This is a genomic window from Micromonospora sp. CNZ297, from assembly GCF_007827625.1.
Map to the genome: position 1 here is coordinate 146,561 of NZ_VISU01000009.1, position 16,892 is coordinate 163,452.

The following is a 16,892-nucleotide window of genomic DNA, read 5'->3' on the forward strand; positions in this document are numbered from 1 at the left end:
CCGAGTCCTCGTTCGCCCGGCAGGATGGTCGGCGTCGACTTAGACTCCCGCTGCGTCGATTGATGCGTCGATTCGAGGACGGTGGAGATGGCCGCAGGACGCAGCCGCTGGACCGCGACGCTGATCGCGGTGGCGGTGGTGCTCGGCTGGCTGATCGTCGGCGGCATCGCCGGCCCCTACTCCGGCAAGCTCGGCGAGGTCTCCACCAACGACAACGCCTCCTTCCTGCCGGCCGACGCCGAGGCCACCCGGGCGCAGGACCTGGCCGCCGGATTCGTCGACCGGGAGACCACCCCGGCACTCGTGGTCTACGAACGACCCGGCGGCCTCACCCCGGCCGACCAGCAGCGCATCCGGGCCGACGCGGCCCGCTTCGCCGAGGTGCCGGGCGTGGTCGGTCCGCTGCCGCCACCGGTCGTCAGCCAGGACGAGCAGGCCGCCCAGGTGATCGTGCCGATCGACAGCTCCGAGGGCGAACAGATCCGGTCCGTTGTGGAACGCCTGCGCGACATCGCCGGCCCGGACCGCGACGGGCTCACCGTCGACGTGGCCGGACCCGCGGGGCTGCTCGGCGACCTGATCGAGGTGTTCGGCGCGATCGACGGGCCGCTGCTCCTGGTCACGCTGACAGTGGTGCTGGTCATCCTGCTCGTCGTCTACCGCAGCCCGGTCCTCTGGATCTTCCCACTGCTGGCCGCCGGGATGTCGTACTCGCTCGCCGCCGTCTTCGTCTACCTGCTCGCCGACCACGACATCGTCAAGCTCAACGGGCAGGCACAGGGCATCCTCACCGTGCTCGTCTTCGGCGCCGGCACCGACTACGCGCTGCTGCTCATCGCCCGCTACCGGGAGGAACTGCACCGGCACGAGCGCCCGTGGGACGCCATGCGGACCGCCTGGAAGGGCGCCGCCCCGGCCATCATCGCCTCCGGCGCCACAGTCATCGTGAGCCTGCTCTGCCTGCTGCTGTCCAGCCTCAACTCCAACCGCGCGCTCGGCCCGGTCAGTGCCGTCGGCATCGCCGCCACGCTGCTGGTGATGCTCACGTTCCTGCCCGCGCTGCTGGTCCTCGGTGGCCGCTGGGCGTTCTGGCCCCGGCGACCCCGCTACGACCAGGCCGACCCGCGCACCGAACACGGCATCTGGGGGCGGATCGCCGGCTTCGTGGCGCGCCGCGCGCGTACCGTCTGGGTCGTCACCGCCGTGGTGCTCGCCGCCCTCACGATCGGGGTGACCCAGCTCGGCGCCACCACGCTCGGCCAGTCCCAGCTGTTCACCCAGCGCACCGACTCCGTGGCCGGGCAGGAGGTCATCGACAGGCACTTCCCGGCCGGCACCGGCAGCCCCGCCACCATCTTCACCACCCAGGCCACCGCGCGGCAGGTCGCCCAGGTGGCGCAGGGCGTGCCGGGCGTCGCCTCGGTGCTGCCGCTCGGCCAGCGGGGCGAGAACGCGCCGCCCGACCCGGACGCGCCCCCGAAGGTGGTCGACGGGCGGGTCCAGCTCGACGTCACGCTCGCCGACCCGCCGGACAGCAACGGCGCCGAACGCACCATCCGCGACCTGCGCGAGGCGGTGCACCGGGTACCCGGCGCCGACGCCGTGGTCGGCGGCTTCACCGCGATCAACGTGGACACCGCCGACGCCTCGGTACGCGACCGTGACGTCATCATCCCGGTGGTGCTGCTGGTCATCGCGGTCATCCTGGCCCTGCTGCTGCGGGCCCTGGTCGCACCGGTGCTGCTGATCGCCACAGTGGTGCTGTCGTTCCTGGCCACGCTGGGCCTGTGCGCGCTGCTGTTCCGGTACGTCTTCGACTTCCCCGGCGTCGACCAGTCCTTCCCGCTGTTCGCGTTCGTCTTCCTGGTCGCGCTCGGCATCGACTACAACATCTTCCTGATGAGCCGGGTCCGCGAGGAGTCGGTCCGCCGCGGCACCCGCGCCGGTGTGCTCGCCGGACTGGCCGTCACCGGCGGCGTCATCACCTCCGCCGGCATCGTGCTCGCCGCCACGTTCTCCGCGCTCGCCGTCCTGCCGCTCGTGGTGCTCGTCGAGTTGGGCGTGGCGGTCGCCGTCGGCGTACTGCTCGACACCATCGTGGTCCGCTCGCTGCTGGTGCCCGCGCTCGCGTACGACATCGGGCCGAAGGTCTGGTGGCCGGGCCGGTTGTCGCGGTCGCACCGCGAGGGCGACCGGGCCGGGGCGGGGGTGGACCGTGCCTGACACGGACGTGGTGATCGTCGGCGGCGGCCTGGCCGGTCTCGCCGCCGCCCGGCGGCTGCACCGCGCCGGCGTGCCGTGGCGGCTGCTGGAGGCGGGCGACCGGCTCGGCGGGCGGGTCGCCACCGACCGCGTCGACGGGTTCCTGCTCGACCGGGGCTTCCAGGTGCTCAACACCGCCTACCCGCGGCTCACCGGACTGGTCGACGTCGGCACCCTCAAGATGGGCTGGTTCACCTCCGGCGTGCTGGTGCGCCGCGGCGACCGGCTGGAACGCCTGGTCAACCCGCTGCGAGAACCTGCCGGCGCACCCGGCACGCTCACCGCCGGCATCGGATCGCTGACCGACCGGTTGCGGTTCGCCACACTCGCCGCCGGCTACGCCACAGTGCCGGTCGGGCGGCTCCTCGACACGCCCGAGAGCAGCGCCGAGAAGGCGCTGCGCCGGGCCGGCCTCTCCGACGCGATCATCGAGGAACTGCTCCGGCCGTTCCTGTCCGGCGTGCTGCTCGACCGCGAGCTGGCCACCTCCAGCCACGTGCTCGCCGTCGTCATGCGCTCCTTCGCCCGGGGGAGGATCGGCCTGCCGGCCGACGGCATGCAGGCGCTGCCCCGGGCGCTCGCCGCGCCGCTGCCCGCCGAGCTGATCGAGCTGAACACCCCGGTCACCGAGGTCGCGCCCGGCCGGGTCCGCACCCCGTCCGGCGAGATCACCTGCCGCGCCGTCGTGGTCGCGGTGGACCCGTCCGCGGCGGCCACGCTGCTGCCAGGGCTGCCGAGGGTACGCATGCACGCGTACACCACCTACTACCACCGCACCGGCGCGGCGCCGCTGGACGAGCCGATCCTGCTGCTCGACGGCGACCGCCGCGAACTCGTGGCCAACACGGTGGTGGTGAGCCGGGCCGCGCCCACGTACGCGCCGGACGGCGAACACCTGATCGCCACCTCGGTGGTCGGCCCGCAGGCCCCGCCCGAACCGGTGATCCGGCGCGAACTGGACCGCCTCTACGGCCGCTCCACCGCCGACTGGACCCACCTCACCACAGTCGCCGTGCCGGACGCGCTCCCGGCCGCACCGCCACCACAGGGCCGGCTGCGGAAGCCGGTGGCGCTCGGCGACGGCCTGTACGTGGCCGGGGACCACCGCGACAGCCCGTCCATCCAGGGGGCGCTCGCCAGCGGGTGGCGAGCGGTCGGCGCGGTCCTCGCGGAGTTGCGGCGCGCGTGAGGCGTTGGTCGACGGGTTGCGCGTTGTTATCCTCGCGTTGCCCATCGTGCTGTCGCGGCCGTGTTTCCGCCCGGTAGGTGGTGGTCCGCGCAACGATCGGCGGGTTACGATCCGGCGCGGTCACGGGGCGGTAGCTCAGCCGGTTAGAGCAGGGGACTCATAATCCCTCGGTCGCGGGTTCGAACCCCGCCCGCCCCACCATCAGAAAGAGCGCTTGACCTGCTACTTCTTGCCAGTTTTGCGATCTTTTACACTCGTTTGATGTGGCGCTTCGACACCTTCAAGCCGTCGGCGTCGAGAGCGACGATGCGGTTTCCGGCATCGCTCTTGGGCTCGTCTCCTCGATCCGGACGAGGGACGCCGATACGCTGCTCCGGTGCCGCCTCCGCCAGCTCGGGGTTCCAGTGGCGCTGCACTCTTCGAGGCTCACCCATGTCGGTCACGGTGGCCTCGTCGCCGCCTCATCGGCCGCTGTACAGCTCTGCGAGGGCCGCACGGATGGCCGGCACCGCCTCGGCGGGGTGGTGGTCGAGGGGTAGGTGCTTGATCGCCTCGTAGATCGCTTCATCGATGTCTCTGACGGTGAGGTCGTCGGGTAGGCGTTGAAACCAGCGATAGCCAGCCGGCCGCTCCGGCAATCCCACATCGCGTAGGAACGAGTTCGCGGCCTCATCGATGATCTCTTGGTCATCGGCCGTGCGCGGCTCGAAGGACGTACGCTCTCCTGCACGGTCGATGATCTTCACCTCCACTTGGTGTTGCCGGGTTTCAGGGAGCCGGGCCAGGGTGGAGGGGTCGGCGAGGTAGCCGAGCATGGCATCCCAGCCGGAAACGCTCAGCTCCCAGTACCTGCCATCAGGAGTGTGGATGGCGTGGCGGCGCTCGGTGATGTCCGGCGGTGAACCGGGGAACGGCGCGGCCGTGTCCCAGGCGTTCGGTGCGGCGCTGGTGTCGCCCATGCTGCTCCTCCGGAGGCTTGCTACGGCACGGTCCCGGCCTCCCCGGGGAGAGGTCGGGACCGTGGTCACACATCCGCATTCACCTGTGATGGTACGACTTCGGACCGGACAGGATCAGAACTTGCAGGGGTCGGCGGTCGACCCGTAACACTTGAAGCGCGCCGTCTCCAGCGGGGGCAGCGTGCGCACGGAGTAGCCGCCGGGGGTGAAGTCGGTGTTGAAGGCCGCGTAGTACGGCTTGGGGTTGACCAGGAAGTTGCCGTAGAGAGTCGAGCTGTTCCAGCGCCAGTTCGTGCCACTGATTCGGCCCGGGTAGAGAGCGTGGTCGCCGCAGTCGGCGTCCGGCCAGTTGTCGATGACCTCGTAGCAGTTGATCCAGGAGTCGCTGAAGGTCAGCGACGGGCCGTAGTCCCAGATCAGGGAGACGGTCCACCGGCCGCGCCGACCCTGGAGGCTGTTGCGGATGATCACGTCGAAACTGCCGATAACCCCGTTGCTGTCGCCGTAGGTGGCGTTGCCCTTCGTCTCGCCGATGTAGCGCGAGGCGTCGATGATCCGGTGACAGGTGCCGCTGCTCTCGCACCAGGTGTCGTAGTCGTCCGCGAGGACCGACACGGGATCGGGGGCCGGGGCGATCGTCGCGGCGACGGGCGTGTAGGTGGTGACGGGGGTGCCGTTGGGGTCACGGCGGGTGCTGGCCAGACCGGCGCTCGTGCAGACCCAATCCGGCGACTTCTGCTGCATGGCCAGCGCGATGCACGGCGCGAGCACCTTCTGAGCGCCGTCGTAGGTGTTCTTCCCGCTCGCGCCGGCCACCGCCGGAGCTTCCACCGCCGTGACGCCGAGCACGACAGCGAGAAGGCCGGCGACGATTGCGCCGCCCCTTCTGAGGCTACGGATGTTCACGCTTTCTCCTCTCACGCAAACTGCCGGTTAATGCGGTCGTGAGAATTCTTGCGACATCTAGAACGGTCAATCAATGCTTCGTCGCTTTACTGACATTCACCAACATCAATCAATATACATAAGCGGAATTGCCGCACGGGCGAGATCGGACCCGGCGGTGAAATCGCGTTCGGCCTGTTCGGTCGGCCTAGCTTCGCTCCCTCTTTTGTAACTTCGGCCACCCCAAAAAGCGATCGAACAGCTCGTTCGCACTCGGCACCTCGGCGCGCAGCTTGGCGAGGTCGTCCGCCGCATCACCCAGCGTCCCGGCCAGGTACACGAACAGGCTCACCCTGTTCCGTTCGTACTCACTCAAGAGCGCAAGCTTCGCGTCCCCACGCGGCCATGGATGGCCGCAGGCACGACACAGCCGGATCGGCCGAAGCGGCGAATGCGGCCGGCGCGTCACGACGACCACCCCGACTCCGCCAACAGCCGATGCAGTTCCCGACAGACACATCCAGGAGGCGGCTGGGCGAGGAGCTGCCGAATCTGCGCTTCCTTCTTCTGCTCCCTCAGCCGACGCAGCAGGGCGTCCGTGCGGCCCCACGCGGCCAACGCACTCTCGCATCCCAACGCCACGTCACAGGCCATCCAGAACTCGCGTGGCGCGACCTGGCGCCCTACCTCGATGTTGGCGATGCTGCTGCGCGACCGCCGCACCAAGAGCGCCAACCGCTCCTGTGTCACCCCCGCCGACCGCCGCGACTCTGCCAGAGCACGCCCCGACACCCGGCGTGAGTCCGCCACCACCTCCAACGGGACCGCCTCCAGGCGCTGAGGAGCGGCGAGCGCGGCCACCACAGAAAGGGTCACCGCCGCCCACCACCCTCATGCGACAGACGACCCGGCGGCCGAGCCGGCGCGTACTCCGCAGCGCTACGCGCCGGCAGTAAGCCGGCCGTCTGCCCGTTCCTGGCTCTCCACGCCAGCAGCGTTTCGCCCGCGCGACTGAGCCGAGCACAACTGCCGTCCGGCTGGCACCGAGAGCACGCATCTCGGTGATGGAAGTCAACGACGAAACCCGCCATCATCACGGCGAAAGGGGGTTCAGGCAGCGGCGTTCCCACGTTCACCGCCGATCTCCACGTGACCGGCGGCCCGCCTGATCAGCCCGCCACATGCCACCCCGCGTCAGCAAGGGCCGATCATCCAGCAGCATTGTGGGACCGTTCCAGCCGGGCGCTGAACGGACGCGGCCGACATGTAGACCGCTACATTGCGCACGCGCCGAGCGCTCTGAGGCATCTCCGGGGTTCTGCTTGCGCCGAAACCACTTCCATCGAGGCACGTTGCTCTACCTCCCGTCGCGTCGGCCGTCTGGTCTCAGCCTGCAATCAGCGGACTACGCTCGGAAGGAGGTCGATGCTTTCAGAGGCTTTCAACAGGGGGACCCCGTGGACGACCTTGGCGCGCAGTTGCGGCAGGCTCGTACCGAGGCCGGCGCGACGCTGGCCTCGGTGGCGGCCCGCTCGTGCTACTCGGCTTCGCACCTGAGCAACGTGGAGGCAGGACGGAGGGCCGCGACCCCTGACATCGTGCTCGCCTATGCGCGGGCGCTCGGGGAGGGTGACGTGAACCGCCGACAAGTACTCGGACTCGCAGCCGGCGTCGTGGGTCCGGTCGTGGCTGGAGAACTCATCCGAGCTGGCTTCACCGCCGCACTTGATGGCCGAGGGGCCGAGGAGGACTGGCGCGAGCGGGTTGACCAGTACGGCCGGGACTACATGGCTGTAGGAGCGGCCGTTCTCCAGGTCAGACTTGCGAATGACCTCGTGATCCTTCAACAGCACCTCGACACGCCGCACATGTGGTCGCACGCCGCGCGAGCCCTGGTCACCTATGGGAAAACCACACCCAACCCGGCTGAAGCGATCCGTTGGTACGACCTAGCGGCAACGGCGGCGGACCGGTCCGACGACCTTGGAGTCCGCGTATGGGTTCGAGGCAGGGCAGCTATCGCACTCGCCTACGAAGGCGCGGCGCTTCCAACGGCCCGGCGGTACGCCGACCAGGCCCTAGCCCTGTCCGACCGGCCCTCGCTCGGCCGCGTCCAAGCCCTCATGGCCGGCGCGCACGTCGCGGCGGGGCGCGGCAACCAGGCCGGCGCGATTGCGCTTGACACCGAAGCGCGCCGCGTCTTCGATCACGTCGCGTCACCGGACGGGGAAATCTCCGACACCGCCGTTCCGCCATGGCGTATGGCGACCTTCCGTAGCATGCTGTACGCCCGCTTGGGGATGCCGGAACCTGGAAGCGAGGCTCAAGAGGAGGCCGACCGGACACGGCCGGCAGGGCTCCCGCGCTTCGCGACGCACATCGAGCTACATCGGGGGCTGACGATGGCAAAGGCCGGCGACAAGGCTGGCGGCGTCATGTACGCCCGGCGGGCTTGGGACGCGCTCCCGGCCGAGCGGCGGTCACAGAGCCTCGCGTTGATGCTGCGCGAGGTCGAGCGAGCCTGACAGCGAGGCGGAGCTCACTGCGGCTGAGAGCACTCAGCCGACCGGCGTGGGGGCCTAACGTGAGCCCGGTGTGAGCCCGGTGTGAGCCCGGACGCCTCCGGATTGATCGTCACGGGGCTAGATGGGGAACCACGGTGAAGGGTGCCCACCAGGACGGATAGGCACCCCTCAACACGTCTTCGGACTAGCGATCACGCGGGAAATCTAACTCATAATCCCTCGGTCGCGGGTTCGAACCCCGCCCGCCCCACCACCCGTTTTCCCTGGTCGGCCATGCTGGTGGCGACCCGCACGCACCGCGTCGAGGTCCGGTCCGACGCTCTCGGTCCGCACTGAGGCCGGTCTACGACTGCGACGAGGAGATCCGCCTTACAGCGAAGTTCCTGGCAAGCCTTCCTAGGAACTTGGCGGGTCGGTTCCGTCGCACGGGACACCGATACCTAGCTGTACTTGCGCCGTCTGCCCCCGCGACCGAATTGTGAGCGGTAGGCAGGTCGCCCGCGCAACCCACGTGCCGCCGACGAAGGCCAGCCACTGAGATTGGTCGTCGACAGGTGCGCAGGCGCGCACACGGGCGCGCACGGCCGGCACCACTGACGAGCCCCATCCGAGACGCGCCCTGTCCTCCCAGCCGGATGCCACCCGAAGATCGATCACTGCGCCGCCGCGTACGACCAATCCCCATTTGGCGAACAGCCGGGCTGCCGGGTCCGGTTGCCCCGATTCCTCTGCTTGAAGCACAGGCCGGTCAGGTACCGCGACGTCCTCTCCCACGAGCCGATAACCCGCCGGCGGTTCCTGCATCGCATCCACCGATACAGTGCATGACTCCTGCCTGGCGCTCCCGTCAGTTGACGGGGACGCGCTCGGGTCAGTACCCAGAGATGCAGTTGGTGCGGGTGGTCGGGCCTCACCCTGGCCGGAACCGCTTGAGGACGTACAGGCTGCTGGCGTCACCATCAGGCAGACGCTGATCGGCCACCACAACATGCGGCTGGTCCATCGCACGCGCGTCACCTCCTGAACGGCGAGGCCTTCGACGGTTGGGGCGCGACCCGTGAAGCGTCACCGTACCGAAAGGCGGGATGCGTTCGATGCCGCCCGCCCTGCCACGCGAGACGCCCTGCTCAGCCGAGCTACCAGTACCTGCCGCAGGTCGGCTCGAGCTTGTCGACCGCGCTCTCCAGGTCGCCCGTGTCGCTCGCCACCTTCACGATCGCTTCCGCATATTCGAGCTTGGGCTTGATCGAGCGGACCTCGACGTCCTTCCGGCCTGCGGCCATGGTGAGCACCTGGAACTTCTTCCGCAGCGTGCGGTCGGTCTGCTCGCCGGCCACCCTGTTCGCCACCGCCTCGAGGTTGACCAATCGGGTGGACGCCTCCGCCCGGGCGTTGACGAGCTCGGCCTCCACTGTCGAACTGGAGGCGACCCCGACCAGGGTGATCAGCCCGGCGATGGCCTTCTCCAAGGGACCTCTGACGGTGGTGCAGGCCGCCTTGCTGCTGGCGGTGGCCACTTGCGTGGCCTTCCTGGTCGTGGGCGCGGCCGCGGGGGCCGTCGAGGACCGGGGAGTCCCCGAGGACCGTGAGGTCTGCGAGGGCTCGGGCGCGAGGCTCGGTGTGGCCGTCGGCGCCGAGGGCATGGGAGTGGGTGACTCCGTAGCGGTGCTCGCCGCCACGGCGGTGGGCGTGCCCGGCGTCTCGTCGGCGCGGCCACACGCCGAGGCGGTGAGCAGCATCGCAGCGACCGCCACGTAGAGCCCGAACCGTCGTACCGTCACGTCGTATCCCATCTCGCGATCTTGCGGGAGCGTGACGATACATGTCGGACGCAGTGGCGGCCATCAACCAGATGGACCGCCCGGGTGACAATCGCGCGCATGAGCGCTGCTGACGTCGTAACGGTTGATCTCACTTCGGATCAGCGGTTCCTGCTACGGCGCGGGTTGGCCGAGTGGGTGGCCCCGCGCATCCCACTGATGAACTCGCCCGGGTCATAAGCTTCCAGGACCGGGCGGACCTCTACCACGGCGAGGGCCGGGCCCGTCGGGAGCGCTCTACCCAACTCACGCCTGCTTCGGCATGCTGACCGGATGGAGAACCCGCACGCCTCGACGCCGTTCGCTCTGCACCTGTACTGCAGAGTCGACGTCCTGGTCACTGACGCGGAGGCTCTCACCGATCGCGCAGTGGCCGAGCTGCGAGATGCGGATGTCGAGTGGCGCACGGAAGACGACGATCTCGAATCGGCGGTCGGAGAACTGCGCGGCAGCGTCGCCGACTCTCTCGGGGCGGTGGTCGACATCAGCCGCCTGATCGAGGGAATCCCCGGAGTGGAGTTCCGAGGCGGTTGGTGCCGCGCCGAGCCGGGGCCGCCTCGGGAGATGCCTGCTCCTGGAAGCCGGCGCTCATTGCTCGGGCACGACCCGGACGATGCTGCTGCCACTGGACGTGGCGTTGCCTCCGTCGATCACTGAGGTGACCAGGTCGTAGAAGCCCGGCTTGGCATCGGGGCCGATCACGATCGTGCTGGCGGGACGCTCGCCCGGAGTGCCGGTCGGCCGGACCGGTGTCGCCGTGAAGGTGACCAGCCCCGGGACCGCCGAAGCGGCCTTGAGGTCGTCCACAGTGCCGAACGGACCCGTCAGCCGTGCGGCCAGCTCGACCTGCGGCGAGGCGGAGCCCGGCTCGTCCGGGGACTCGACGGTCCAGTGGACGGTCACGGTCTGGCCAGGCTGATACGGCTTGTCGACGTCCAGGTCCTCGCAGCAGGTGTACGTCGGCGGCACCTCCGCCACCATCTCGGACGGTTCGGCGCCGCAGGCTGCCAGCAACGGCACGGCGAGGCAGCTGAGAAGGCGCAGGCGCGGCGATTTCATGCGCGAGATCGTAGGCGTGGCGCGCCGCTGCCAGGGGGCGGCGGACAGATGCACCGCAGTCTATGGTTGCCGCGTGAACAGACGCCTGTGGGTGGTGTCGGCACTGGCCGTGACCGCGCTGCTCGCCTTGCCGGTGACCGTCGTCGGCGTCCACGCGACCCACCCGCGGGACGAGAGCGGATACCTGGCGTACCTGAAGCAGTACGGCGACCGGCGGAACGATCGGCCGCTGGCGGTGTTGCCGCCGACCGCGGATCTGGTCGCCGAGGGCGACGCGGCATGCGACTGGTTGCGCGAGCAGCCGTACGCGCTCTGGCGGCACGATCCGGAGTACCGCGAGCTTGTCGTCTACGAGCGCTATGTCCGGCAGGTCGAGAACCGCCTGCCGGCCTGGGGCGACGAGCTGCCCGACCGGCGATCGGTGACGGGAGCCGCGTGGACCCACCTCTGCCCGGCGGAGTGGGAACTACGCCAGCCCCGCCGTAACCCCTTCGCCCCCAAGCCGCCGGACTGAGCGCGCGGCGCGCCGCAGGCGCGGTCAGTGCGCGCGGTTCGTGGCCATCCAGGCGGTTGCGAAGTCGACCAGGGTGCGCTGGCGCATCAGCCGTGCCGTCGCGCCGGCGACCTGGCCGGTCGTCGCGCCGCCTGTCGCCTCGAAGTCGGCGCCCAGCCGGTCGAAGTCGTCCTCGTCGGTGACGACGTCTGTCCACGTGGTCCACCGGCTCGTGCCGTCCGGCAGCCGTACCGCCGAGCCCGTCACCGCCCGCGGCGGCGACGCCTGCCGCCACTCCGCCAGGTGCAGCGAGGTGTTGGAGCTGTGGTCGCAGCCGAGCAGCAGCACCTTGCCGTCGAGCCGGTACACCGCGCCGAGCGGTGAGTGCTCGCCCAGCGCGTCGTCGAGGCGGTGTCCCTCCACGACGTCGGCGGCGTGCGCGCCGAGCGCGGCGAAGGACACCTGCGGGTGGTCGCTGCGGCGGGCGCCCGGCCAGGTGCGTACCGTCTCGGCGACGGCGCCCATCCACCGGCTCGGCGTGCACGCCGGGTCGAAGCCGGGCGTCTGCTCGCGGATGACCGGCCACCACGCCTCGGGTACGGGCGGATGCCGCCACTCGGCCGGGTCGGTGTTCTCCGGGGTGTGCGTCGGCACGACGAGGGTGCCCTCCGGCCCGAGCGCCGCCAGCAGCGCCCGCACCACCGCCTCGGTGCGACCGGCGACGAACCCGAGACTCCGGTACGACGAGTGCAGCAGCAGAACGTCACCCGGGGCGATGCCGAGCACGCGCAGGTCGTACGCGATCGAGCTGACGGTGTGCGGTGCGGCCTGGTCCACCCGCCGCAGTGTAGGCGGGGCCGAGCCTGGACCGGGGACGGTGCCGACGCCCGCGGAAACCGTTTCGCCGATCCCGGGATAGCGGCGGTGCCGTCCGGCGTCTGTCACTGGTGAACGAGGAGACGAGGGTGGTGCGGTGGACGAGGACGAGCGGGCGGTGCTGGCCGAGTTCGTGGCGAGCCGTGCCCCGGCGCTGATACGGGTCGCCTACCTGCTCACCGGTGACCGCAGCAGTGCCGAGGATCTGTTCCAGTCGGCGCTGTCGAAGATCATTCCGAAGTGGCGGAGCATCCGGCACGCCGACCCGGAGGGCTACCTCCGTGCCGTCATGTACCGGGAGCAGGTGAGCTGGTGGCGGCGGTTGCGCCGTCGTCGGGAGTCCCCGGCCGGTGTGCGGGAGCCGGTGGTGGCCGACCCGGCCGGCGGTACGGATCTCCGGCTGGCGTTGCGGGCGGCGCTGTGGGAGTTGCCGCCCGCGCAGCGCACCGTCGTGGTCCTGCGCTACTACGAGGACCTGCCGGAGGCCCAGGTCGCCGAACTGCTGGGCTGCTCGGTCGGGACGGTGCGCAGCCGGACCCACCGGGCGGTCACCCGACTGCGTCAGATCCTGCCGGACAGCGAGCTTCTGGAGATGCGGCGATGAGTGATCCGTTCGAAGGTCTGCTCCGCTCCACCCTCACCGACATCGCCGAGGAGGCACCGACTGTGCAGGACTCATTGACCAGGGCGGAACGGCGCGTGCGTAACCGTCGACGCAACACGGTGGCGGCAGGTGCGGCGGGCATCCTGGCGGTGCTGGTGATCGGGGCGCCGTTCGCCTACGCCGGCCGCGGCGACGACCCGGTGATCTCGCCGCAGCCGGGCACGAGCGCCCCGCAGCCGGACCGGACCGAGCCCGTTCCGGCCCCGCCGGGCCTGGCGTCGCCCGTCCCGGTCGGCCCGGACGGCCGGCGGATGCCGGACGGCGCGGACCCGACTCGCCCGGGCGCACCGTCGCCCGTCCCGGTAGGCCCGGAGGGCACGAGCCCGTCGGGCGGTGCGATGCCGTCGCCCGTCCCGCTGGGTCCGGAGGGCACGAGCCCGCCGGGCGGTGCGGCTCCGTCGCCCAGCCCCATCAGGCGCTGACCGTCGTACGCCGGCACCCTCCGGGCCGGTGCGAGGGCCGGGCCCGCCCCGACCGTGGCGGGCCCGGCCCTCGGCGCGGTCAGTCCATGCGGGTACGCCCGACCGATCCGAGCCGGGTGGAGACGGCCCTACCGACGTTCGGCGTCACTCCCACGGCGGGGCGTGCCGGTTCACGTAGTCGCGGGCGCGGGGGAGCGGATCACCCCAGTACTGGTGTGGCATGCGGGAGAAGTGCTCCCGGCAGAAGGTGGCGAGATCGTCGACGATCGCGATCCGCTCCAGGGGGCGCCGTTCGAACTCCCGGTTGGCCGCGAGCAGATCCGCCTCCGGGTTCCAGCCGGCGTGGTCGAACGCCCGGTCCGCCCAGGTCGCGTACACGTGGAAGACCTGGCTCTGACCCGCGAACCGCAACCCCGCGAGACCGATCGGCCGATCCGGGTAGGTGTCCCGGCACACCCAGGCCAGGATGTGGCAGGCCCCGGCGGCGAAGAACGGCTGGTCGGCGCGATCCCAGGCGAGTCGCTGGTCGGCCCGCTCCTGCGGCGTACGCCGGAAGACGCCCGCTGCCGTCACTGCCACAGGCGCACCCTAGCCGAGCGCAGCGCTGCCGTGCACGACGACGGACGGCACGACATGCACCTGCACGCCCGCGTCCGCGGGCGAAGATCGGGCTCGGCATGCCGGTGAGCCAGCGCGCGGCGGCCCAGGCCAGCGCCGCCGCAAGTCCGGCCTGCACGGCGAGTACGGACTTGATCCGCAGCTGTTGCATCCGGTCCCGCCCGGCCGCGCGGCCGCGCTCGTTCACGCGTTCCCACGCCTCGTCGAACCGTTCCGCGTCCAGGCCGGCGCGCCGCGACGACCCCCGCCGGCCGCCGCGCCCCGCACGCTGCCCGGTCACCGCCGGCGGCTACCCGCAAAAGCCGCCGCCATTCCCGGCCTCCGTCGTGGTCAGCCGCCCGGTTCGAGGTACGCGGCCAGGTGCGCCAGCGAGGACGCGATGCCCTCCTCGTGCACCCTCTGGTCGATGCCCGGCGGCACACCGGTGGCGGTGACCGTCACAGCGGTGCCGTCGCCGGCCGCCGTGAGGTGCCAGGTCATGGTCATGGTGCCCGCGTACGCCGGGTCGTCGGCCTGGAACACGGCCGTCTGCACCACCCGGTGCGCCGGTACGAGTTCGGCGAACCCGACGTCGACCACGTCCGTCGCGTCCGACGTCTTGCCAGGGCTGCCGGCCGGGTCGAGGTAGGTGAGCACCATCCGGAACCCGCCGCCCGGCCGTGGATCCCAGCGCTCGATCCGCCCGCGCATCCCGTCCGGCGGCAACCATGCCTCCAGGGCGGCCCGGTCGACGAGCGCGTCGTACACCGCCGCCGGTGGTGCGGCGATCGTCCTGCTGCCCCGGTCGATCCTGCTCACCCCCCAACCCTAGGCCCGCGCCCTCCCGCCCGCGGGTGCTCCTCGTCGATCTTGGAGTTGTGGTCGTGAACGAATGCGGCTGAGAAGGGCGATTCAGGCGCCACAAGTCCAAGATCGGCGGGGAGCGGGAGCGGGGCGCGCCCGGTACGCTGCCGCGAATGCCGGTACGACAACACCTCCACGACTCGCTGCTGCTGGGTGACGACGACACGCCGCTGGCCCGAATGCGGCTGCGGGACGACGACGGCACCGCGGTCGCGGCCGACGTCCGGCCGCTGCCCGAGGCGCCGCTCACCCGGCTCGTCGCGCAGGTGCGGCGCGACCTCGCCGGGCACCGGCTGGAGACGCCGGACGAGGCGCTGGCGGCGGCACTGGTGGCCGACGGGCTCAAGCTGGACCGGGCCGCCACCGACATGCGACACGACCTGACCGGCGTACCCGAACCGGTGGCACTGCCGGACGGCTGGTCGCTCGGCGCCCCCGGCTGGGACGACGACCTCGCCGAAGGGCTGGACGCGGCGTACGGCCCGGACCACCCGGACGGCCGCTGGCAGCCGAGCGACACCGACGAGGTACGGGCGATGTTCGACACCGGCGAGCCGGTGCCACCCCTGGTGCCCGCCTCGGCCCGGCTGATCGACCCGGACGGCCGCAGCGCCGGGCACGTGCTGTGCGCCGGGCCGGTGCCGTGGACCGACGACGACTGCGTCTGGATCCTCAACCTGGGCGTGGCGCCCCGCGCACAGCGGCGCGGGTTCGGCCGGGCGCTGCTCGTGCACGCGTTGCGCGGCGCGCGGGAGGTCGGGCTGCCGTCAGTCGGCCTGTCGGTGGTCGACGGCAACCCGGCCCGCCGCATGTACGACGCCGTCGGCTTCCGCGTCCTCACCCGGGTGCTCACGGTCCGCATCCCCGACGCGTAGCCCGCTCGATGCGTCCCGAGGTGGCGAACCGAGTACGCGTGCTCATTCGCCCGGCCCGTCGGCCGGGCAGGATCGAATGCGTGACAACGAGACGTACGCTGCTCGGCGGTCTGCTCCTGGCGCTGGCCACGGCCGGTGCCTGGGTGGCGTGGCTGAGCTGGGAGTCCGGCTGGACCGTGGACCCGCAGACCGGCGACATGAGCGGGCCGTACGCGGTCTGGCAGGTCGCCGCCGCGGTGCTGACCCTGGGCGCGCTGGCCGCGGTAGGCGGCTGGTGGCTGAACATCTGGCTGGTGGCAACGGTGATGACAGTGGCGTTCACCGTCCCGTGGGCGGTGCACGCCGCCTCGACCGACGACACCGGCCTGTGGGCGGTCGGGGCGGCGCTGGTGGCCATCGGCACGACCATCGGGACGACGCTGGTCGGCGGCGCCGCCGGGTGGCTGCGCCGCCGGACCGCGTGACGGGCGTCGTCAGTCGCGGTCCAGACGTTCGGCGTACGCGTCGCGCAGTTCCGCCCAGCCGAAGTCCTTCGCCTCCGCGCCCCGGATCGGGCCGACCGGGTCGCCGTCGAGCAGGTGCGCGGCGACGTCGAGGCAGAGGTGCCAGCCGGCGGCCGTCATCGGGGCGAGGTCCGGACCGCCGACCCGGTGCCGCAGCGTGAGCGTGGTGCCGTCGGCGGTCGCGGTCAGCTCCCAGCGGAGCCTGTCGTCGCCCCAGGTGTACTCCAGCAGGTGCGGCCGGTCGGCGCGCAGCACCCGGGCCGCCGCCGGGTGGGTCTGGTCGCCGTCGACGGTGCTGAGCACGGCGTCACCGGTACGGCCCAGGTCGCGGTCGGCCAGGAACGGCGCCCACTCGGCGAGCCGATCCGGGTCGGTGAGCGCGGCCCACACCGTCTCCGGCGGGTGCCGCAGGGCGCGGACGAAGACCAGGTCCCACCTGTCGTTCGCGGGTTCCAGATGCACCCGGGCGGGCGGGCCGGGACGGAACGTGTCGCGGTCCATCGGTCACTCCTGACTGTCGAGATGGCGTTCCAGGGCGTCGAGGTGTGCGGTCCACATCGACCGGTACGGCCCGAGCCAGTCGTCCACTACCCGTAGCGGCGTGGTGTCGATCCGATAGATCCGCCGCTGCGCGGCAGTACGGCAGGTGACCAGGCCGGCGTCGCGGAGCACCCGCAGGTGCTTGGAGACCGCCGGCTGGCTCATGCCCAGCGCGTCCACCAGCTCGCCGACACTGCTCTCCGCCCGGCGCAGCCGGTCGAGGATGCGGCGCCGGGACGGCTCGGCCAGCACTGTGAAGGCGTCGACGGTCACCCCTGCAATATGCCTCATCAGTTATATGCCTGGCAAGGAATGACAGGTCGCGCTGCCCCGGCCCGGCCGGCTCCATATGCTCGGGG

General features: G+C 71.2%; 22 protein-coding genes and 1 tRNA gene. 11 read left to right on the forward strand and 12 right to left on the reverse strand.

Features of this window, described 5'->3' with window-relative positions:
- The first annotated feature begins 87 nt into the window (after positions 1–87).
- From FB454_RS18035 to FB454_RS18045, 3 genes are all read left to right on the forward strand, one after another.
- Entirely contained in the window at positions 88–2,223 is a 2,136-nt protein-coding gene (locus tag FB454_RS18035) for an MMPL family transporter (protein ID WP_145754829.1), read from the forward strand.
- Positions 2,216–3,451, forward strand: a complete 1,236-nt coding sequence (locus FB454_RS18040; RefSeq protein ID WP_145754826.1) for an NAD(P)/FAD-dependent oxidoreductase — start codon at positions 2,216–2,218, stop codon at positions 3,449–3,451. The genes FB454_RS18035 and FB454_RS18040 overlap by 8 nt, the downstream gene beginning before the upstream one ends.
- Before the next feature lie 124 nt (positions 3,452–3,575).
- A tRNA-Ile gene (locus tag FB454_RS18045) sits at positions 3,576–3,652 on the forward strand.
- Positions 3,653–3,699: 47 nt separating this feature from the next.
- Here the strand turns inward: FB454_RS18045 and FB454_RS18050 are convergent.
- The 5 genes from FB454_RS18050 to FB454_RS18070 all read right to left on the reverse strand — a co-directional run bounded on the left by FB454_RS18050 (position 3,700) and on the right by FB454_RS18070 (position 6,171).
- A complete protein-coding gene (locus tag FB454_RS18050; RefSeq protein WP_145754824.1) occupies positions 3,700–3,894 on the reverse strand; it encodes a hypothetical protein in 195 nt (64 codons plus the stop codon).
- A gap of 18 nt (positions 3,895–3,912) precedes the next feature.
- The gene (locus FB454_RS18055) at positions 3,913–4,410 is read right to left on the reverse strand and encodes a DUF5956 family protein (protein WP_047892043.1); all 498 of its coding nucleotides are present in this window, start codon (positions 4,408–4,410) and stop codon (positions 3,913–3,915) included.
- A gap of 114 nt (positions 4,411–4,524) precedes the next feature.
- Positions 4,525–5,316 (reverse strand): hypothetical protein, encoded by a 792-nt coding sequence (locus FB454_RS18060; protein ID WP_145754821.1) that lies wholly within the window; start codon positions 5,314–5,316, stop codon positions 4,525–4,527.
- A 187-nt stretch (positions 5,317–5,503) separates the two neighbouring features.
- Entirely contained in the window at positions 5,504–5,815 is a 312-nt protein-coding gene (locus FB454_RS18065) for a hypothetical protein (protein WP_486481563.1), read from the reverse strand.
- Positions 5,761–6,171, reverse strand: a complete 411-nt coding sequence (locus FB454_RS18070; protein WP_474568981.1) for a helix-turn-helix domain-containing protein — start codon at positions 6,169–6,171, stop codon at positions 5,761–5,763. The genes FB454_RS18065 and FB454_RS18070 overlap by 55 nt, the downstream gene beginning before the upstream one ends.
- 581 nt (positions 6,172–6,752) lie before the next feature.
- Between FB454_RS18070 and FB454_RS18075 the strand changes: the two genes are divergently transcribed.
- Complete coding sequence (locus tag FB454_RS18075) at positions 6,753–7,820, forward strand: helix-turn-helix domain-containing protein (RefSeq protein WP_047892040.1); 1,068 nt, start codon at positions 6,753–6,755, stop codon at positions 7,818–7,820.
- 1,136 nt (positions 7,821–8,956) lie between these two features.
- Here the strand turns inward: FB454_RS18075 and FB454_RS35425 are convergent.
- A complete protein-coding gene (locus tag FB454_RS35425) occupies positions 8,957–9,289 on the reverse strand; it encodes a hypothetical protein (RefSeq protein WP_278090925.1) in 333 nt (110 codons plus the stop codon).
- Between the two features lie 13 nt (positions 9,290–9,302).
- On the opposite strand from FB454_RS35425, the gene FB454_RS35430 reads away from it, so the two are divergent.
- Complete coding sequence (locus tag FB454_RS35430; protein ID WP_278090924.1) at positions 9,303–9,578, forward strand: hypothetical protein; 276 nt, start codon at positions 9,303–9,305, stop codon at positions 9,576–9,578.
- A 335-nt stretch (positions 9,579–9,913) separates the two neighbouring features.
- A complete protein-coding gene (locus FB454_RS18085) occupies positions 9,914–10,297 on the forward strand; it encodes a hypothetical protein (protein ID WP_186461613.1) in 384 nt (127 codons plus the stop codon).
- On the opposite strand, the gene FB454_RS18090 is transcribed toward FB454_RS18085, so the two are convergent.
- The gene (locus tag FB454_RS18090) at positions 10,229–10,753 is read right to left on the reverse strand and encodes a hypothetical protein (RefSeq protein WP_235437460.1); all 525 of its coding nucleotides are present in this window, start codon (positions 10,751–10,753) and stop codon (positions 10,229–10,231) included. The two genes, FB454_RS18085 and FB454_RS18090, sit on opposite strands and share 69 nt — an antisense overlap.
- A 19-nt stretch (positions 10,754–10,772) precedes the next feature.
- On the opposite strand from FB454_RS18090, the gene FB454_RS18095 reads away from it, so the two are divergent.
- The gene (locus FB454_RS18095; protein WP_235437459.1) at positions 10,773–11,213 is read left to right on the forward strand and encodes a hypothetical protein; all 441 of its coding nucleotides are present in this window, start codon (positions 10,773–10,775) and stop codon (positions 11,211–11,213) included.
- 24 nt (positions 11,214–11,237) lie between these two features.
- Here the strand turns inward: FB454_RS18095 and FB454_RS18100 are convergent, their stop codons facing one another.
- Positions 11,238–12,029: an AAC(3) family N-acetyltransferase gene (locus FB454_RS18100; RefSeq protein WP_145754818.1), complete on the reverse strand. Its 792-nt coding sequence runs from the start codon at positions 12,027–12,029 to the stop codon at positions 11,238–11,240.
- 136 nt (positions 12,030–12,165) lie between these two features.
- Between FB454_RS18100 and FB454_RS18105 the strand changes: the two genes are divergently transcribed.
- Both FB454_RS18105 and FB454_RS18110 read left to right on the forward strand, forming a co-directional pair.
- Positions 12,166–12,672: a SigE family RNA polymerase sigma factor gene (locus tag FB454_RS18105; protein ID WP_013475583.1), complete on the forward strand. Its 507-nt coding sequence runs from the start codon at positions 12,166–12,168 to the stop codon at positions 12,670–12,672.
- Positions 12,669–13,154 (forward strand): hypothetical protein, encoded by a 486-nt coding sequence (locus tag FB454_RS18110; protein ID WP_047892036.1) that lies wholly within the window; start codon positions 12,669–12,671, stop codon positions 13,152–13,154. Before FB454_RS18105 ends, FB454_RS18110 begins: the two co-directional genes overlap by 4 nt.
- 144 nt (positions 13,155–13,298) lie before the next feature.
- Here the strand turns inward: FB454_RS18110 and FB454_RS18115 are convergent, their stop codons facing one another.
- Both FB454_RS18115 and FB454_RS18120 read right to left on the reverse strand, forming a co-directional pair.
- Positions 13,299–13,733, reverse strand: a complete 435-nt coding sequence (locus FB454_RS18115; protein WP_047892035.1) for a hypothetical protein — start codon at positions 13,731–13,733, stop codon at positions 13,299–13,301.
- Between the two features lie 369 nt (positions 13,734–14,102).
- Positions 14,103–14,570 (reverse strand): SRPBCC family protein, encoded by a 468-nt coding sequence (locus FB454_RS18120; RefSeq protein WP_145754815.1) that lies wholly within the window; start codon positions 14,568–14,570, stop codon positions 14,103–14,105.
- A gap of 158 nt (positions 14,571–14,728) precedes the next feature.
- On the opposite strand from FB454_RS18120, the gene FB454_RS18125 reads away from it, so the two are divergent.
- The gene (locus FB454_RS18125) at positions 14,729–15,490 is read left to right on the forward strand and encodes a GNAT family N-acetyltransferase (protein ID WP_145754812.1); all 762 of its coding nucleotides are present in this window, start codon (positions 14,729–14,731) and stop codon (positions 15,488–15,490) included.
- An 80-nt stretch (positions 15,491–15,570) separates the two neighbouring features.
- Positions 15,571–15,954, forward strand: coding sequence for a hypothetical protein (locus tag FB454_RS18130; protein WP_013287882.1), 384 nt, complete (start codon positions 15,571–15,573; stop codon positions 15,952–15,954).
- 9 nt (positions 15,955–15,963) lie between these two features.
- On the opposite strand, the gene FB454_RS18135 is transcribed toward FB454_RS18130, so the two are convergent.
- Together FB454_RS18135 and FB454_RS18140 are read right to left on the reverse strand one after the other, a co-directional pair.
- Positions 15,964–16,494 carry an SRPBCC family protein gene (locus FB454_RS18135; RefSeq protein ID WP_145823206.1) on the reverse strand — a complete coding sequence of 177 codons (531 nt, stop codon included), beginning with the start codon at positions 16,492–16,494 and terminating at the stop codon, positions 15,964–15,966.
- A gap of 3 nt (positions 16,495–16,497) precedes the next feature.
- A complete protein-coding gene (locus FB454_RS18140; protein ID WP_186461614.1) occupies positions 16,498–16,806 on the reverse strand; it encodes a metalloregulator ArsR/SmtB family transcription factor in 309 nt (102 codons plus the stop codon).
- Between the last annotated feature and the right edge of the window lie 86 nt (positions 16,807–16,892).